Annotated in this window: 12 protein-coding genes and 2 tRNA genes; 6 read left to right on the forward strand and 8 right to left on the reverse strand. The window is 50.0% G+C overall.

The genetic code is table 11. The features are described from left to right. Positions 1-61: 61 nt before the first annotated feature. From ACO0LC_RS13955 to ACO0LC_RS13965, 3 genes are all read right to left on the reverse strand, one after another. Positions 62-138: transfer RNA gene (locus ACO0LC_RS13955), tRNA-Asp, on the reverse strand. Between the two features lie 35 nt (positions 139-173). Further along, positions 174-249, reverse strand: a tRNA-Val gene (locus ACO0LC_RS13960). 50 nt (positions 250-299) lie between these two features. After that, on the reverse strand, positions 300-572 hold the full coding sequence (locus ACO0LC_RS13965; protein ID WP_423004025.1) for an HU family DNA-binding protein: 273 nt from the start codon (positions 570-572) through the stop codon (positions 300-302). A gap of 513 nt (positions 573-1,085) precedes the next feature. Between ACO0LC_RS13965 and nadB the strand changes: the two genes are divergently transcribed. The 5 genes from nadB (at position 1,086) to ACO0LC_RS13990 (ending at position 8,069) form a co-directional block, all read left to right on the forward strand. Then, on the forward strand, positions 1,086-2,696 hold the full coding sequence (nadB, locus tag ACO0LC_RS13970) for an L-aspartate oxidase (RefSeq protein ID WP_423004027.1): 1,611 nt from the start codon (positions 1,086-1,088) through the stop codon (positions 2,694-2,696). Positions 2,697-2,942: 246 nt separating this feature from the next. Further along, positions 2,943-3,623 (forward strand): ABC transporter ATP-binding protein, encoded by a 681-nt coding sequence (locus ACO0LC_RS13975; RefSeq protein WP_423004029.1) that lies wholly within the window; start codon positions 2,943-2,945, stop codon positions 3,621-3,623. Between the two features lie 62 nt (positions 3,624-3,685). Next, positions 3,686-5,605, forward strand: a complete 1,920-nt coding sequence (locus ACO0LC_RS13980) for an HlyD family secretion protein (RefSeq protein ID WP_423004031.1) — start codon at positions 3,686-3,688, stop codon at positions 5,603-5,605. 2 nt (positions 5,606-5,607) lie between these two features. Next, positions 5,608-6,837 carry an efflux RND transporter periplasmic adaptor subunit gene (locus ACO0LC_RS13985; protein WP_423004033.1) on the forward strand — a complete coding sequence of 410 codons (1,230 nt, stop codon included), beginning with the start codon at positions 5,608-5,610 and terminating at the stop codon, positions 6,835-6,837. Further along, complete coding sequence (locus ACO0LC_RS13990; RefSeq protein WP_423004035.1) at positions 6,834-8,069, forward strand: ABC transporter permease; 1,236 nt, start codon at positions 6,834-6,836, stop codon at positions 8,067-8,069. The genes ACO0LC_RS13985 and ACO0LC_RS13990 overlap by 4 nt, the downstream gene beginning before the upstream one ends. Positions 8,070-8,386: 317 nt before the next feature. Here the strand turns inward: ACO0LC_RS13990 and ACO0LC_RS13995 are convergent, their stop codons facing one another. From ACO0LC_RS13995 to ACO0LC_RS14015, 5 genes are all read right to left on the reverse strand, one after another. Further along, positions 8,387-8,629, reverse strand: coding sequence for a hypothetical protein (locus ACO0LC_RS13995; RefSeq protein ID WP_423004037.1), 243 nt, complete (start codon positions 8,627-8,629; stop codon positions 8,387-8,389). Positions 8,630-8,675: 46 nt separating this feature from the next. Next, positions 8,676-9,542: a carboxylating nicotinate-nucleotide diphosphorylase gene (gene nadC, locus ACO0LC_RS14000; RefSeq protein ID WP_423004039.1), complete on the reverse strand. Its 867-nt coding sequence runs from the start codon at positions 9,540-9,542 to the stop codon at positions 8,676-8,678. Between the two features lie 187 nt (positions 9,543-9,729). Beyond that, entirely contained in the window at positions 9,730-10,860 is a 1,131-nt protein-coding gene (gene nadA / locus ACO0LC_RS14005) for a quinolinate synthase NadA (protein ID WP_423004041.1), read from the reverse strand. Positions 10,861-11,008: 148 nt separating this feature from the next. Beyond that, positions 11,009-13,060, reverse strand: a complete 2,052-nt coding sequence (locus ACO0LC_RS14010) for a M13 family metallopeptidase (RefSeq protein WP_423004043.1) — start codon at positions 13,058-13,060, stop codon at positions 11,009-11,011. A gap of 23 nt (positions 13,061-13,083) precedes the next feature. Beyond that, the gene (locus ACO0LC_RS14015) at positions 13,084-15,036 is read right to left on the reverse strand and encodes a CocE/NonD family hydrolase (protein WP_423004045.1); all 1,953 of its coding nucleotides are present in this window, start codon (positions 15,034-15,036) and stop codon (positions 13,084-13,086) included. A 172-nt stretch (positions 15,037-15,208) separates the two neighbouring features. Between ACO0LC_RS14015 and ACO0LC_RS14020 the strand changes: the two genes are divergently transcribed. Beyond that, on the forward strand, positions 15,209-15,661 hold the full coding sequence (locus ACO0LC_RS14020) for a hypothetical protein (RefSeq protein WP_423004047.1): 453 nt from the start codon (positions 15,209-15,211) through the stop codon (positions 15,659-15,661). Positions 15,662-15,676 lie beyond the last annotated feature (15 nt).

Here is a 15,676-nt window from a genome sequence, read left to right on the forward strand (position 1 = left end):
TCACAATAACAATTTGACGAATACAAAAAAAGGCGAACTTTCGTTCGCCTTTTCGATTTTCTGGCGGAGCGGACGGGGCTCGAACCCGCGACCCCCGGCGTGACAGGCCGGTATTCTAACCAACTGAACTACCACTCCTTTTTTTACTGCTTAACTTCATTTTGCCTGATTTTTGGTGGGCGCTGAGAGGCTCGAACTCCCGACCTAAGCCTTGTAAGGGCTCCGCTCTACCAACTGAGCTAAGCGCCCCACGCATACAAACAAATTTCGCGACTCAGTCACCGAGCCACGAAAGAGCGCTAGTTTACCGCATCTTTCAAAGCTTTGCCAGCTTTAAATTTGGGTGCCCAGGCAGCCTTGATCTTGATAGGCTCGCCAGTTTTAGGGTTGCGACCGGGCCTTGCTGCACGTTTAGCTACAGAGAAAGTGCCAAAACCAACCAGTGTTACGGTGCCTTTTTTCTTCAATGTGGTCTTTACCGCGCCGATCACTGCATCCAGCGCACGCGACGAAGCCGCTTTAGAAATATCCGCTGTCTTCGCAATATGATCGATCAACTCAGTCTTATTCACTTATAGCCCCCTCACAAAAATTTGAATTTCGCGATGATGTATTCGATTATTTTATTGGTCGTGCATCTATCACGGCAAGCAGGAAATCTGCATCCGGTATTAGAGCAAGCCGCAAAGCCTTGTGTCAAGCGGTTTGCATGCTTTCTGTAGAAACTTAAAAAATTTCAGCAATTATCCAGATTTGCTTATTCACTTTTCTTACAGCTTGCTGAATTTTGTCAGAAAAAATCTGCAATTAATCTGCAAGAAATCTGGAATTGCAGCATTGCGCAAGAGAAAACCCAGGCTCAGCTCTGTCATCAATTTCTGAAATAGTTTCATCAGATCGCAATAAATGCTGGTCAAGCTCGCCCACCAGTTTCCTCTGTCTCTGGCATACTATGGCAAATATTGATTAACAGCAGCCTGGATTTTCCACTCGAATGAGATAAATCAAGGCCATCATCTAGCAGGGTTCTGCCGAACTGGTCTGCAAACTCAGCACCCCGAGCGTAAATTAACCATCATCACATAATGAAGAATTTTGACGTAGCAATTGTAGGTAGTGGACTGGCAGGCTTATCCGTCGCCTTACATCTGGCGCAAACACGCAAAGTCGCGATTATTTCCAAACGTGAATTACTGGATGGAGCCAGTAATTGGGCACAAGGTGGCATAGCCGCCGTACTCGATTCCCACGATAGCCATGAGCAGCATATTTCTGACACCCTGATCGCGGGTGGTGGCCTGTGTGATGAAGGAGCCACCCGCTATATCATAGAACATGGGCGCGAAGCCATAGACTGGCTGATAGAACAAGGTGTACCTTTTACCCGTGATGAAGAAGCCGAGCTGGGCTTTCATTTGACACGCGAAGGTGGCCACAGCCAGCGCCGCATCATCCATGCCGCTGATGCGACTGGCCATGCAGTGCAAGTCACACTGGAGCAAAAAGTACGCAACCATCCCAACATCAGCCTGTTTGAACATCACTATGCGATTGATGTGATTACATCGACCAAGCTGGGGGACAACTCTCCTACTCCCCGTTGCCTGGGTCTGTATGTTCAGGACGTGAAAAGTGGCAAGGTCCATACCTTTGCCGCGCAACATACTGTGATGGCAACGGGTGGAGCCGGCAAGGTCTACCTGTACACCACCAATCCAGATACCGCTACCGGTGATGGCATCGCCATGGCCTGGCGTGCCGGTTGCAGGGTCAGCAATATGGAATTTATCCAGTTCCACCCTACTTGCCTGTACCATCCCTTTGCCAAATCTTTCTTGATCACTGAAGCCGTACGCGGTGAAGGCGGCATCTTGAAATTACCTGCCGAAGCCGGCGCTGCTGGGGGCAAGCGTTTCATGACCAATCATGATGAGCGAATGGAGTTGGCGCCACGCGATGTAGTGGCCCGCGCCATCGACTTTGAAATGAAAAAACGCGGCCTGGATTTTGTCGAACTTGATATCAGCCATCAACCACCAGAATTCTTGAAAGAACACTTCCCCACCATCTATGCGCGCTGCCTGGAATTGGGGATCGATATCACCAAGCAAGCCATACCTGTCGTGCCAGCAGTGCACTTCACTTGCGGCGGCATCGTCACCGATACCGATGGCCGCACTGACTTGCCTGGTCTGTATGCCGTGGGTGAAACTGCCTACACTGGCCTGCATGGTGCCAATCGCCTGGCCAGCAATTCCCTGCTCGAATGCCTGGTGGTTGGTCGTGCTGCAGCCAAGCATATAGAAGCGCAGGAACGTGCCAGCGTCATTGCCTTGCCCGACTGGGATGAAAGCCGCGTCTCGGATGCGGATGAAGAAGTCGTCATCGCCAATAACTGGGATGAATTGCGCCGCTTCATGTGGAATTATGTAGGCATAGTACGCACCACCAAACGCCTTGAACGCGCCAAACACCGCATACGTCTATTGAAGGAAGAAATAGACGAGTACTATGCCAACTTCCGCATCTCGAATAATTTGCTGGAACTGCGTAATCTGGTGGAAGTGGCTTCACTGATCGTCAATAGCGCACTGTCGCGCCGTGAAAGCCGCGGCCTGCATTTCAGCCGCGATTATCCAGATACCCTGCCCAAGGCCCTACCCACAGTGCTGTCACCAAAGCGGAAAAATAAGTGACTTGCCAACAGTAATCTGGAAGCTGCCGGCATTGAAATAACCCTGGACTTGACCATTCACTTGGCTATTTACATTCAGAGTTAACGCCAACAAAGCCCATAGCCATTTGACAAATTAAATTATCACAGTGATACTGCCCAGCTTGCTCGCCAGGCAGTACGCCGTGTGCTGCAGTCTATTACTGCCACGCACTTATCGTCACACTCTTTTCTGGCGAGATTCACGTCACTCCAAAAGAGAATTTGCATGATAAAGCTCAGTCAGATACGCAAGACTTACAAGCAAGGCGGCAATGAAATCAGAGCCCTTGACGGGATAGATTTGCACATCGCCAGCGGTGAGTTCGTCGCCATCATGGGGCCTTCTGGTTCGGGCAAATCCACCTTGCTGAACGTGCTCGGCGCGCTGGATCGCCCTGATCATGGCAGCTACCTGCTGAACCAGGAAGAAGTCAGTGGCATGAGTGACGATGCGGCATCTGATGTTCGCAATCGTCATATAGGTTTTGTCTTTCAGTCCTTTCATTTATTGCCGCGCCTGACCGTGCTGGAAAATGTCTTGCTGCCACAACGTTACAGCAAATCTCCAGATACCCAGGCAGAAACGCGCGCCCGTCATTTGCTGGATCGCATAGGTCTGGCAAAGCGCATAAATCACAAGCCAGGAGAATTATCTGGTGGTCAGCTACAACGCGCAGCCATCGCCCGCGCGCTGCTGAATCAGCCAGCCTTGCTACTGGCAGATGAGCCAACGGGTAACCTGGATTCAAAAAGTGCTACTGATGTCCTGGGCTTGTTAAGCGAATTACATGCAGGCGGCCAAACCGTGGTGCTGGTGACGCATGATCCTGCGGTAGCAGCCCGGGCGCAAAGAACCATACACCTGGCTGATGGCAAGGTGGCAAATATCGTGGAGCTGGCAGCATGAAACAGCGCCCGCGCCAACATTTATCTCTATCAAGGCTGAGTGTATGCATATTCTCGGCATGCATGATCCTGCCTGCAACAACACCCGCCTCATCCGTTGCACCAGCAAATGCACTGAGCCCTCCCGTTCAAGGAAAGAGTCGCCCGGTCTTGCTGACGGGTGAAGTCATCGCCAAAGATTCACAAATCATCTTCGTCCCGCCCTCCAATTCGTCGCCCGTAGTCTTGAGTAATTTCGTCGCTGAGGGCAGCAAAGTTAATAAGGGCGATTTGGTCCTGCGCATAGAAACACCAAACAATGCCAGCATAGAACAATTGGAAATCGGCATGCAACAGACCAAGGCAAAGACAGATTCTGAACTTGCCAAGCTCGAAGTGGCGGCCCTGGAAGCAGAAAAAAATCTGCTGACCGCCAAGGCCGCCCTGGCTAAATCACTGGTCGACGCCGCATTGCCCAAGGCCCAGATCTCTGCACTGGACTTCGATAAGTATCAAGCCGAAAAAGAAAGATCTGAGCGAGATCAGCAAGTCAAACAACTGGCATTTGATGACGCCAATACATCGATCAGCAGGAAAAAATCGGACGCTGACCTCGAACTGAAAAAGCAAGAGATCAATATTAATTATCTCAAGACACAGTTGACACGATCTGAAGTGCGCGCCAGCCAGGATGGTTATGTAGTGCATGGCTACAGCAACTGGCGCAACGAAAGACTGGAAGAAGGTTCCAGCGCTTTCCCGGGCAATAACGCCGGCCAGGTCATAGGCTCAGGCCAGATGGAAGTCAGGGCATGGGCATTGGAGGCCGACAGGATTTATCTGAAGGAAGGACAAACCCTCAGTCTGAAATTTGATGCCCTGCCCGGCTCAGAAATACTGGCCAGCATTGCCAACATTTCCAATGCACCGGAAGAACACAGCATTTGGGGTTATGGAAGATACTTTCGCATTGACATCAAATTGCCCGCACAACACAATTTCAAACTAGTGCCTGGCATGAGTGTCATGATAGAGCCTATGCAAGCGCCCCGGAAAAGCAATGACAGAGCCACCACCAAGGCCCAAGACCTGACTATAGAGGGTGAAATACAGTCACGCGTCATTACCCCTATAGGACCACCGTCGATTCCCTATATCTGGCAATATACTTTGGCCCAAATGGCACCTGAGGGCAGCATAGTCAAAGCTGGCGACATGCTGGCGACGTTCCAGGCTGCTGAAGTAGCAAACAAACTAGCCAGCCAAAAAAGTCAACTCAATGAAAAACTGAGAGCCCTGGAAAAATTCAAGCTGGAACAAACTGAAGCAGAAAAAGCCGCCGACCTGGCCGTCGCTGAAGCACAAAGCAATGCCGAGAAGGCAGCACGCAAAGCCACCATGCCAAAAGAATTAATCCGACGCGTCGACTATGACAAACTGGTCATAGAAAAATCGCTGAACAACGAACTGGCCGCACTATCCCAGAAACTACGCACGGCCCAGACACGCGCACGCAAAGCAGAAAAGACTGGCCTGGACACAGAAATAACCATGCTGCAAGGAAAAATAGATAGCTTGCTCAAGGGCCAAAAAGCCATGACTGTAACTGCGAGCAAACCTGGCATGATGATTTATAAAAGTAATTTTGAAGGTGAAAAATTTACCGCTGGTAGCCAAATCTGGATGGGCTTGTCGATTGCCAGTGTGGCAGATCCGGATAAATTATTCGTACTGGCAAAAGTACCAGAAGCGCAATCAAGCACAATCAAAATTGGACAAAACGCGCGCATCACCATACCAGGTGCAAATACGACAGTGTCAGCACGTGTCACCGGGCTGGGCAATGTGTTCCATAGCAAATCAACATCCCAGCCCATTATTGTGCGGGACATAGAACTGGAATTTGAGCAAATGCCAAAAGGGCTTAAACCTGGTGCGGCAGTACAAGCCATTTTGAGTGGCGCTGGAGCAGAATCTGCAATGGCTGGAGCAATAAAAAAATGAACATGACACGACTCTGCACTTGTCTCACGCTGAGCTTGAGCAGCCTGGCCTGCACCAGCAAAACCGATCAGTTACAAGTTGCGACTGAAACCTTCACTCCCAGGAACTGGCAAGAAAATATCGTCGTCGATGGCGAAATCATCGCCTCCAACAAAACCCCCTTGAGCGTACCCGGCCAGGGCTGGGATGGTCGTACCTTGATAGCGATGCTGCCTGAAGGCAGCCTGGTAAAAAAGGACCAGGTGATCGCCCGTTTTGACGCGCCTAAATCACGTATGGAATTGTCGCAAGCGGAACTGGAATTATTGCGCAAGGAGTTGGCTGCGGAAAACATACAAGCCAGTGACGCCAGCAGCCGCTCAACCCTGGCGGCAGATACTGCCAAAGTACAGGCAGATTTGCGTCTGAGTGAACGCTATGCTAACGCCGACCTGGCGATTTTTTCGCGCAATAAAATATTAGATGAATTACAGGATAGTGGTTTTCTGAAGAACAAGCGCGGCTATTTGAATTGGAGAACCGGGCAGGTGCAAGCCCGTAGCGCAGCAGAACAGGCTGTATTGAATTCACAAAAAGAAAGTGTCAGCCTGAATGCCAGCCAGCATAAAAATAATCTTGATGCACTTGAATTACTGGCGCCGCATGATGGTGTGTTCTTGTTACAGGCAAACTGGGATGGAGCAAAACCACAGGTAGGATCCAACTTTCTTCCAAGGCAAGAATTTGGCTCGCTGCCCGACCTCGATCAACTAGTCGCCAACTTCAATATAGAAGAGGGTCGCACCTTTGGCTTGAAAGTTGGCTTGCCTGTCAAAGTGCGCCTGGCTGGTAGCGGCCAGGAAATTGAACTCAGTATCACCAAGGTTGGTAATAGCGCCAGCGTGGTTTCGCGAGATTCTCCAGTCAAGTTCATCAGCTTTGAAGCCGCGTTCAAAAAAGAACAGGCACAAACCCTGGCCCTCAAGCCAGGCCAGGCCTTGATAGGCACGGTCAGCATCATCAATCAAGCCAAGGCCATGACAATACCAAATATCGCTCTGGTGCAAGATGGTGCCAGCTTTGCGACCTATGTCAAAGAGGGTGAGCAACTCAAGCACCAGACGGTAGTATTGGGACAGCGTGGCCCTGTGCGCAGTGAAATCAAATCTGGTATCAGCCCAGGCAGTCAGGTGGTCTTGCTGCCTGAAGTCAAAGATAAAGAAAAAGAAAAGACCAAGGATGTACAGTCATGAATCGCGCCCTGATCCTGGAAGCCATCAATGAATTACAAAGGCGCAAATTACGCACTGGCCTGACCTTATTGGGTATGATATTTGGCGTAGCTGCCATCGTCGCCATGCTGGCTGTAGGAGAAGGCAGCCGCCGTGAAGCCCTGCGTCTGGTAGCGGAACTAGGCCTGGACAATGTCATCATAGAAAGCAAGAACATCGACGAAAAACGCCTGAAAGAAATACGTCACCGTTCACTGGGTTTATCTGCTGCCGATGCAGATGCCGCACTGGCAGTCGTGCCCGGTGCCACAGCCTTTGCACTAAAAAAAGAAATCAAGCTTGACCAGCTTGTCAGTGGTGACAAGGTCGTGCCTGCACGCGCGTATGCCGTATCTGACTCGTATGCAGAACTCACTGGACTGCGCGTGGGTCAGGGTCGCTGGTTAAATCCACAGGATAATGCCAGCCTCGCCCCCGTCTGCGTAATCGGCCCACGCCTGGCACATCAACTCTTTGGTGACAACAATCCCGTAGGCGAACGTATCAAGCTCAATCATGCCTGGCTGGAGGTTATCGGTGTCCTGGCTGACCGCGCACTCAGCAAGACAGAATTTGAAGGCGTCAAACTCGGACTTGACGATGAGCGCCTGTTTGTCCCCTGGCAGACCGGGCGTGCCCGTTTCCATTTTACGATGCTGGAAAATGAAGTCGACAGCATGAGCTTGCGACTCGATGCTAAAACAGCACCAGACATTGCAGCACGCGTACTGCAAAACCTGATAGAACAAAGGCATGCGGGCGCGGATGACACCAATCTCATTGTGCCTATGGGCTTATATCGGCAGAACCAGCAAACCCAGCGAATCTTTACCATCGTCATGAGTTCAATAGCTGCAGTGTCTCTCTTGGTGGGTGGCATAGGCATCATGAATATCATGCTGGCCAACGTACTCGAACGCCGTCGTGAAATTGGCTTGAAACGTGCACTAGGGGCACGCAGGCGCGACGTCATAGAACAATTTCTGGCAGAAGCTCTGGTCATCGCCTTTAGCGGCGCCCTGCTTGGCGTGGTACTAGGAGCAATCGCAGCATATAGCATAGCCGCACTGGCAGACTGGTCCGTTGCCTGGTCACCCATCAGCCTGCTGATTGCAGTCAGCGCCTGCGTGGCAGTTGGCCTGGGGTTTGGTGTATTCCCGGCTCGTCAAGCCGCTGCGCTGGATCCGATCGCTGCTTTACGTACTGATGGTTGATGCCTGAAACCGACAAACCAAGGAATGAAAAGAACAATTGAATGATATCGGTAATATTACTGTGTCGCTGACAAAGTATCATTGCCACTGACTCAAAAGTGTATTGCTGGTATTTCATAATTACGATTTCTCAAGAAAATCTTGAAAAATAAAACGCTAAGCAAAAGGAGTATCAGAAAAATATCTGGTACTCCTTTTATTTTAGATTGCTGCATTACCTGATTTTTAAATTTGCTCTCTGTAGTAACATCAATTCTTGCAAGCGCCTGACTTCAACAGCACAAGCATCATTCAGTGCTAGCGCATCACACACATTCTCATCGAACACTGCCTGCGTCAAGTGCAATTGAAAAATCCTTCATTTTCCAAAGGAACATAGCTAACAGTGCGAAAGCTAATAGACGAAAAAATTTGAAATTTACAGAAATACCAGAAAGATCACGTGAGGCTGAATCTGCCAAAACACTTCTACTTGAGCCTGGCATTTCATCAAACGCATACATGGCTCTATTGAGGATTTGGCTAATTTCCACATTAATGTCAGAAAAATTTTTTTTCACGCTTTGATTGAATCAGAAATCCGTCAGATAAACAGCTAGCGTAGCGTCAAACAATTCGCAAAGAATAATCAGTCGCCTTGATATCCTTGGTCAGGCTACCTATCGATATCCTGTCCACCCCTGTCTCGGCTATTGCCCGGACAGAAGCATGATCAATGCCCCCGGAAGCCTCCAGCAAGGCACGGCCAGCGGTGATGGTCACCGCTTCGCGCATCATGGTGGTGTTGAAATTGTCCAACAAAATGGATTGGGCGCCAGCATTCAATGCCGTCCGCAATTGTTCCAGGGTTTCCACTTCTATTTGTATGGTCACACCGGCATTCAGGCTCAGGGCTTTTTGCATGGCTTCAGCCACGCCACCTGCAGCTGCTATATGGTTTTCCTTGATGAGGATGCCATCGTACAGGGCCAGGCGCTGGTTCTTGCCACCGCCTACACGCACTGCATATTTTTGCGCCAGACGCAGGCCGGGCAAGGTTTTGCGGGTATCGAGTATGGCTGCTTTTGTGCCAGCGATGATGGCGACATATTTGCTGGTGGAGGTTGCCACAGCAGATAATAATTGCAGGAAATTCAGTGCAGCACGTTCGGCTGTCAGCAAGGCCCTGGCAGGTGCCTTGATTTTGCAGACGACAGTGTTTGCCTTCATCTGTTCACCCTCGGTATATTGCCAGTCTACTTCTATGCTTGTATCCAGTGCTGTCATGACGGCGTCGAACCATGGCGCACCACACAGAACAGCATCTTCACGCACGATGACTTGTGCGTTCACGATTTCATCAGCAGGCACCAGCAAGCCTGTCAGATCGGCAGCACCGACATCTTCGGCCAGTGCATCGCTGATATTGCGTTCAAATGCTTTTTGTAAATCTGCATCAAAGGGGAAATGCGTATTCTTTAAATTACCAGACATGTCCAGATAACCTCAGTTTAATTGTATTTAGCTTGCGCAGCATTTAGAAGCTGCTTACGATCTGTAGCGAGCGCGCGTCAGCGGGGTGAAGAGCAGCGCAAAAAGCGGAATGTACTTCTAGTACATGAGCATTTTGAGCAGCGCATGAGCCCCGATCACGCTCGCGCAGTAAGATCGTAACAGGTTCTCAGGCCGGGCCTATGCCGGAGAACAGCTTAGCTTCTTTAGCCAAGTCACCTGAAGGGCGCACATTGGCTTTTTTGGCCGCAGCGAAATCCAGCATGCGGTCTATACAGACCTTGGCTTTTTGTCCTACTGCCGGATCGACCTGGATTTCATTATTGCCGCTCTCCAGTACCTGCATCAGATTGCGCAAGCCATTCATTGCCATCCATGGGCAATGTGCACAACTCTTGCAAGTAGCGCTATTGCCAGCGGTAGGGGCAACGATGAAACGCTTGGTCGGCGCTGCCATCTGCATTTTATGCAAGATGCCATTGTCGGTGGCGACGATGAATTCGTCTGCATCCAGGGTTTGTGCCGCATGAATCATTTGCGAAGTCGAGCCAACCACGTCTGCCAGTGCCACGACAGCAGCCGGTGATTCAGGATGAACCAGTACTTTGGCATTTGGATGCTCAGCCTTGAGTACATCCAGCTCTATACCCTTGAATTCATCATGCACCAGACAGGAACCCTGCCACAGCAACATGTCTGCACCGGTCTGTTTCTGGATATAGCCACCCAGATGTTTATCCGGTGCCCAGAGTATTTTTTTTCCTTGCGCATGCAGGTGAGCGACTATATCCAGGCCTATGCTGGAGGTCACCATCCAGTCAGCACGTGCCTTGACGGCTGCGCTGGTATTGGCATACACGACGACGGTGCGGTCGGGATGGGCATCGCAAAACGCTGCAAACTCATCTGCCGGGCAACCCAGATCCAGCGAGCAAGTCGCATCCAGGTCGGGCATTAAAATAGTTTTTTCGGGGCTGAGTATTTTGGCGGTTTCACCCATGAACTTGACACCAGCGACAACCAGGGTCTTGGCCGGATGGTCACGACCAAATCTTGCCATTTCCAGTGAGTCAGAAACACAGCCACCAGTTTCTTCTGCCAGGTCCTGCAATTCGGCATCGACATAATAATGGGCCACCAGCACGGCCTGTTTTTCTTTCAAGAGCTGGCGTATTCTGGCTTTGAGTTCCAGCTTTTCTATCGCTGAAGGCGCATCCGGGATGCGCGCCCAGGCATTGGCAGTACAACTACTGCCCACTTCCATCTGTGGGAGTTCAAATTCGACAACTTTGGTTTCCATATAGCCCTACATATCTGGAGTGCACAGAGTACATGCTGGCATGCACTCTGATGACAAGAAATATTGGCAGGTTTGAGATTGCCAGATTTGCATCCAACGCCCCTTTTACCTGCATCCACTACTGCATTTCAAGCCATAGTATACGCTGTTACCAGATATTTACCCGGGTCGCCATTGGACGCAGAGGCGAACGCTCACCTTTGCACTGGAAAGCATCGGAAAATTCCGGCATATTTGCCAATGGAGCAATGACGCGGTATTTGTCTGGTGAGTGAGGGTCAGTTGCCAGTTTCATACGTAGCATTTCATCACGGATAAGACTGCGGAAGCTTTGCGCATTGGCGACAAAGAAGCGCTGATCAACCGTCAAGCCATCAATTTCCTTGGCCTGGGGCTTGCGCTCGAGTGATTTGTGCAAAGCTTGCAGGGCAATCTTCATCCCGCCCAGATCGGCAATATTCTCACCGGCAGTCAGCTTGCCATTGATGTGCAATTTGTCGATGGGATTGAACTCGTCAAATTGCTTTTCTATGGCTTTGACACGAACCAGGAATTTTTTCTCATCGTCCTTGGTCCACCAGCTTTTCAGGTTACCCTGAGCATCATATTGGCGGCCTTCATCATCAAAAGCATGTGTGAGTTCATGACCTATAGTTGCACCGGTATTGCCATAGTTGGCGGCAGGGTCAGCATTCACATGGTACAGAGGCGGTTGCAATATGCCTGCAGGGAACACCATTTCATTCATGGTAGGGTTATAGTAGGCATTCACGGTTTGTGGCGTCATGCCCCATTCATTCCTGTCTATGGGCTTGCCAAGTTTCGCCAGATTGCGCTTGAATTCAAATTCAGCAGCGCGCGCCATATTTGCTGCATAAGGGCCAGTATCGATTTGCAGACTGCTGTAATCGCGCCACACATCGGGGTAACCTATTTTTACCAGGATAGTGTCGAGCTTTTTATAGGCTTGCTGTTTGGTAGTGTCTGACATCCATTCCAGCTTGCTGATACTTTCACGCATGGCCAGCTTGATGTTATCCACCATTTCCAGTACACCGGCTTTGGCTTCAGGGCCAAAGGATTTGGCAACATACAACTCGCCCATGGCTTCACCTGCCATGGCATCGATAGATCCCAGGACACGCTTCCAGCGTGGTTGCAATTCCTTGGTGCCTGCCAGGGTCTTGCCATAGAAATCAAAGTTCGCATTGACAAAGGCTGAACTCAAATCCCTGGCGCGCGCATTGGCCAGTTGCCAGCGCAAATAAGTCTTCCATTGATCGAGACTGACGGTATTGAGCATGCGCCCTGCTTCTGCAATGAACTTGGGGTGGGCCAAATTGAATTGACCAGGCTGAGCCAGGCCCAACTCATTAAAATAAGTCGCCCAGGCGGTTTTCTTGTCGATTTTTTGCAAAGCATTCAAGTCAGATAAATGATAACTGGCTTGCGGGTCGCGCAATTCCACCTTGGTCAAGGATGCCTTGGCCAGACGGGTCTCCAGCGTCATGACCACGGCAGCGTTTTTCTTGGCCTGGTCTGGAGCGTCACCGAGCAAAGTAAAAATCTGGGTGACATAGGCGACATACTTGTCACGGATATCCTTGGTCTTGGCATCAGTCTTCAAGTAATAATCGCGGTCAGGCAAGCCCAGGCCACCCTGCATGATTTGCGGGATGTAACGCGTGGTATTTTTTGCATCCTGATCTACAGTGAAACCAAACAAAGGTGAGACACCTTGCTTGTGCAAACCAGCGATCACAGCCAGCAACTGAGTACTATCTTTGATGCCATTGATTTGCGCAAACTGTGGCTCCAGCGGTTTGATGCCTTCTTTTTCTATTTGCGCTTCATTCATGCCACTGGCATAAAACGCACCGACCAGTTGTGCTGCCTTGCTCTTGCCATCACCTTTTGCGGCGGTCTCGGCGATCAACTTCAGTGCGGTCAGGTTCCGCTCTGTCACTTCATCGTAGGCGCTGTAACGTGCGCGATCAGATGGAATGGGGTTGGCTTTCAACCATTCGCCATTTGAATACTGGAAGAAATCTGTGCAAGGGTCGGCTTTTTTATCCATGGTCATGGATTCCAGCACGAGTTGATTCGAAGTCGCTGTCTGAGCTGTCGCCACATTACCCATGCATGCCAGGCCAACCACACTGGCCAGCAGACTGCGTTTGAAGATATTTTTTGTTTGCATTTTTATTCCTCTATTTTTTTAATTTATTGTGGCAATACCTGTACCGCTATGCCTGAATATTGTCCAGGTGAGCGATACACTCTTTGTGTGGCTTTCTGGAAGTCTTCGGGATTGGCCTTGGGAATATCCATGAATTTTTGCGGGTTCAAATCCACCAGCGGGAACCAGCTACTTTGCACTTGCACCATGATGCGATGGCCACGGCGGAAAGTGTGCTGGATATCCGGCATGTTATAGCTGATAGCTGCCACCTTGCCAGGCACGAAGGGTTCGGGTTTTTCGAAGCTATTGCGGAACTTGCCACGCAAAGGCTCACCCCTGACCAGTTGCTGATAACCAGGCATGGTCACTGAAGGCGGCGGTACGTCAGTGCCACGCTCATGCGCTGCCGGTTTATCCGGATAAGTCGATGGGTATACATCAATCAGTTTGACGACCCAGTCTGCGTCCGTGCCCGAAGTGGAAACAAATAATTTGGGATTGACTGGCCCGACGATAGTCACATCTTCTTCCAGTGCTTCGGTCTGGTAGACCAATACATCTGGCCGTGTAGAAGCAAAGCGCTGGTCAGATACCACATACTCGCGCGGCACACCTGTAGATATATAAGCAATAAAAGGCACAGGCTTTTTGGGGTCACTGACGTATTCATCAAAAGTATTGAACTCTGTCTGCGGCTCCTTCCAGCTCAGGCTGCCATCATTGCCAAAATACAGGGTACGTTTTTGCGCCTGTTGTGGCGGCCAGCTAGCGTATTCACGCCAGACATTGGTGCCGGTTTCAAACACGGTTACTTCCGGCAAGGTCTTGCCAGACGCGCCTTTCAAGTGCTGCTCAAAGAAAGGGAAAACGATATTCTTGCGATAGTAATCGCCGGTCTTGCTATCGAAACTGACATTGCCCAGGGACTTACCCTCGGCCCCAGCCCAGCCTCCGTGCGACCATGGTCCCATGACCAGGCCATTGTAATAACCCTTATTATTGTTTTTGATGCTGCGATACGTCGTGAATGGGCCTTGCGGGTCTTCGGCATCATACCAGCCACCTACAGTCAGCACAGCCGCCTTGATGTTTTTCAAGTGGTTAGCGATATTCCTGCTCTTCCAGAAATCATCATAAGTACTATGCTCTATCGTCGGCATCAGCACTTCGCGCTGCTTGTCTGATAGTTGTGCCGTGATATTCTTCAGAGTCATATACTTGAGAAAGTATTGGTAGCCATCCGAGGTACCAAAATCAAACTCTTCCCAGCGCTTGGGCAAGGTAGTGGGATTTTTTTCCAAGGTGAAATTGGAAAAAAATTCAAAATTGGCGGCCAGCATGAAGGCGCCGCCATGATAGGAGTCGTCGCCCATGAATAAATCAGTCACTGGCGCCTGTGGCGACGCTGCCTTGATCGCTGGATGTGAATCTATGATACTGGCCGAAGTATAGAAGCCGGGGTAAGAAATTCCCCAGATGCCTACTTTGCCATTATTGCCTTTGACGTTTTTCAATAGCCATTCAACAGTGTCGTGCATGTCCTGGCTTTCCACGCCCTCGCCCGCCAAACGGTTTGCCTTGGCATGCGGCGTCATTTCTTGCCAGACACCTTCAGACATATAGCGGCCACGTACATCCTGCTTGACGAAAATATAGCCGCTTTGATCAAATTCCTTTGATGGCCCCAAGTATTGAGGGTAAAAATCCACGCCATAGTGCGACTGCCCACTATCATGGACGCCACTACCATAAGGGGAGCGACTCATCAGAAAAGGGTAAGATTTGCTGCCATCCTTAGGAACATACACAACGGTGAACAAGCGTGTACCATCACGCATGGGAATTTGGTATTCGTATTTGGTGTATTGTTCGCGTATTGTCGGTTTGGCTGCCTCAGAAGCATCCGCCGCGGCCGCTTCGGCAGCACAGACAGGCAGGTTCGCCATCAAGGCAAGAGCACACAAGGCTGCACATTTTTTAATCATGAATTTCATCATTTCCCTTTTTTATGAGCGCGTCAGACCAGGTCTATAGGTTTTGATCAGCAAATGGGTAAACAGTGTCTGCTTTGCCATTGATAAAGAGTGAAATTATCCTGATAAGTTTCCAGATTTCGGCCTAAACTGGTAAATACCTGTCAAGTAGTGCACCCGTTGCCGAATTAATATGAAACCATTCAAGATATTTGCCCTCATGTTGTGCCTGTTCACATTAAGTACGTCCTGCACTTCTGCATTTGCACGACCTCATGGGTATCGTACTCACTCCAGAGTCAGCATAGGTGTGTCCATCCCACCACTTTACTTCTCCTATGGCAATAGATATGGCTATGCTGCCAGCTATTATCCATATGATTACTCCTGGCGCTACTACCCCAGTCTGGTGATTGCACCAAGCGTGACTTATACCGTCCCACAGGTAAGTACAAGCAATACTGTCTATGTTGATACTTACCAGCAAGGTTATATAGAAGGCAATATTATTGACGATCAGAACTACCCCGTCCAGCAAAACACAATAGGCAAAGACTGGCTTTACTGCCATCAACCTGACGGGTTTTATCCGGCAATAAAAGCTTGCCCCGGGGGTTGGCAACGCGTTCCAGCGCAAGCCCGTTAATCACGGCTAATCATG

The organism is Undibacterium sp. JH2W, from assembly GCF_049340425.1.
Taxonomy (GTDB): Bacteria; Pseudomonadota; Gammaproteobacteria; order Burkholderiales; family Burkholderiaceae_D; genus Undibacterium.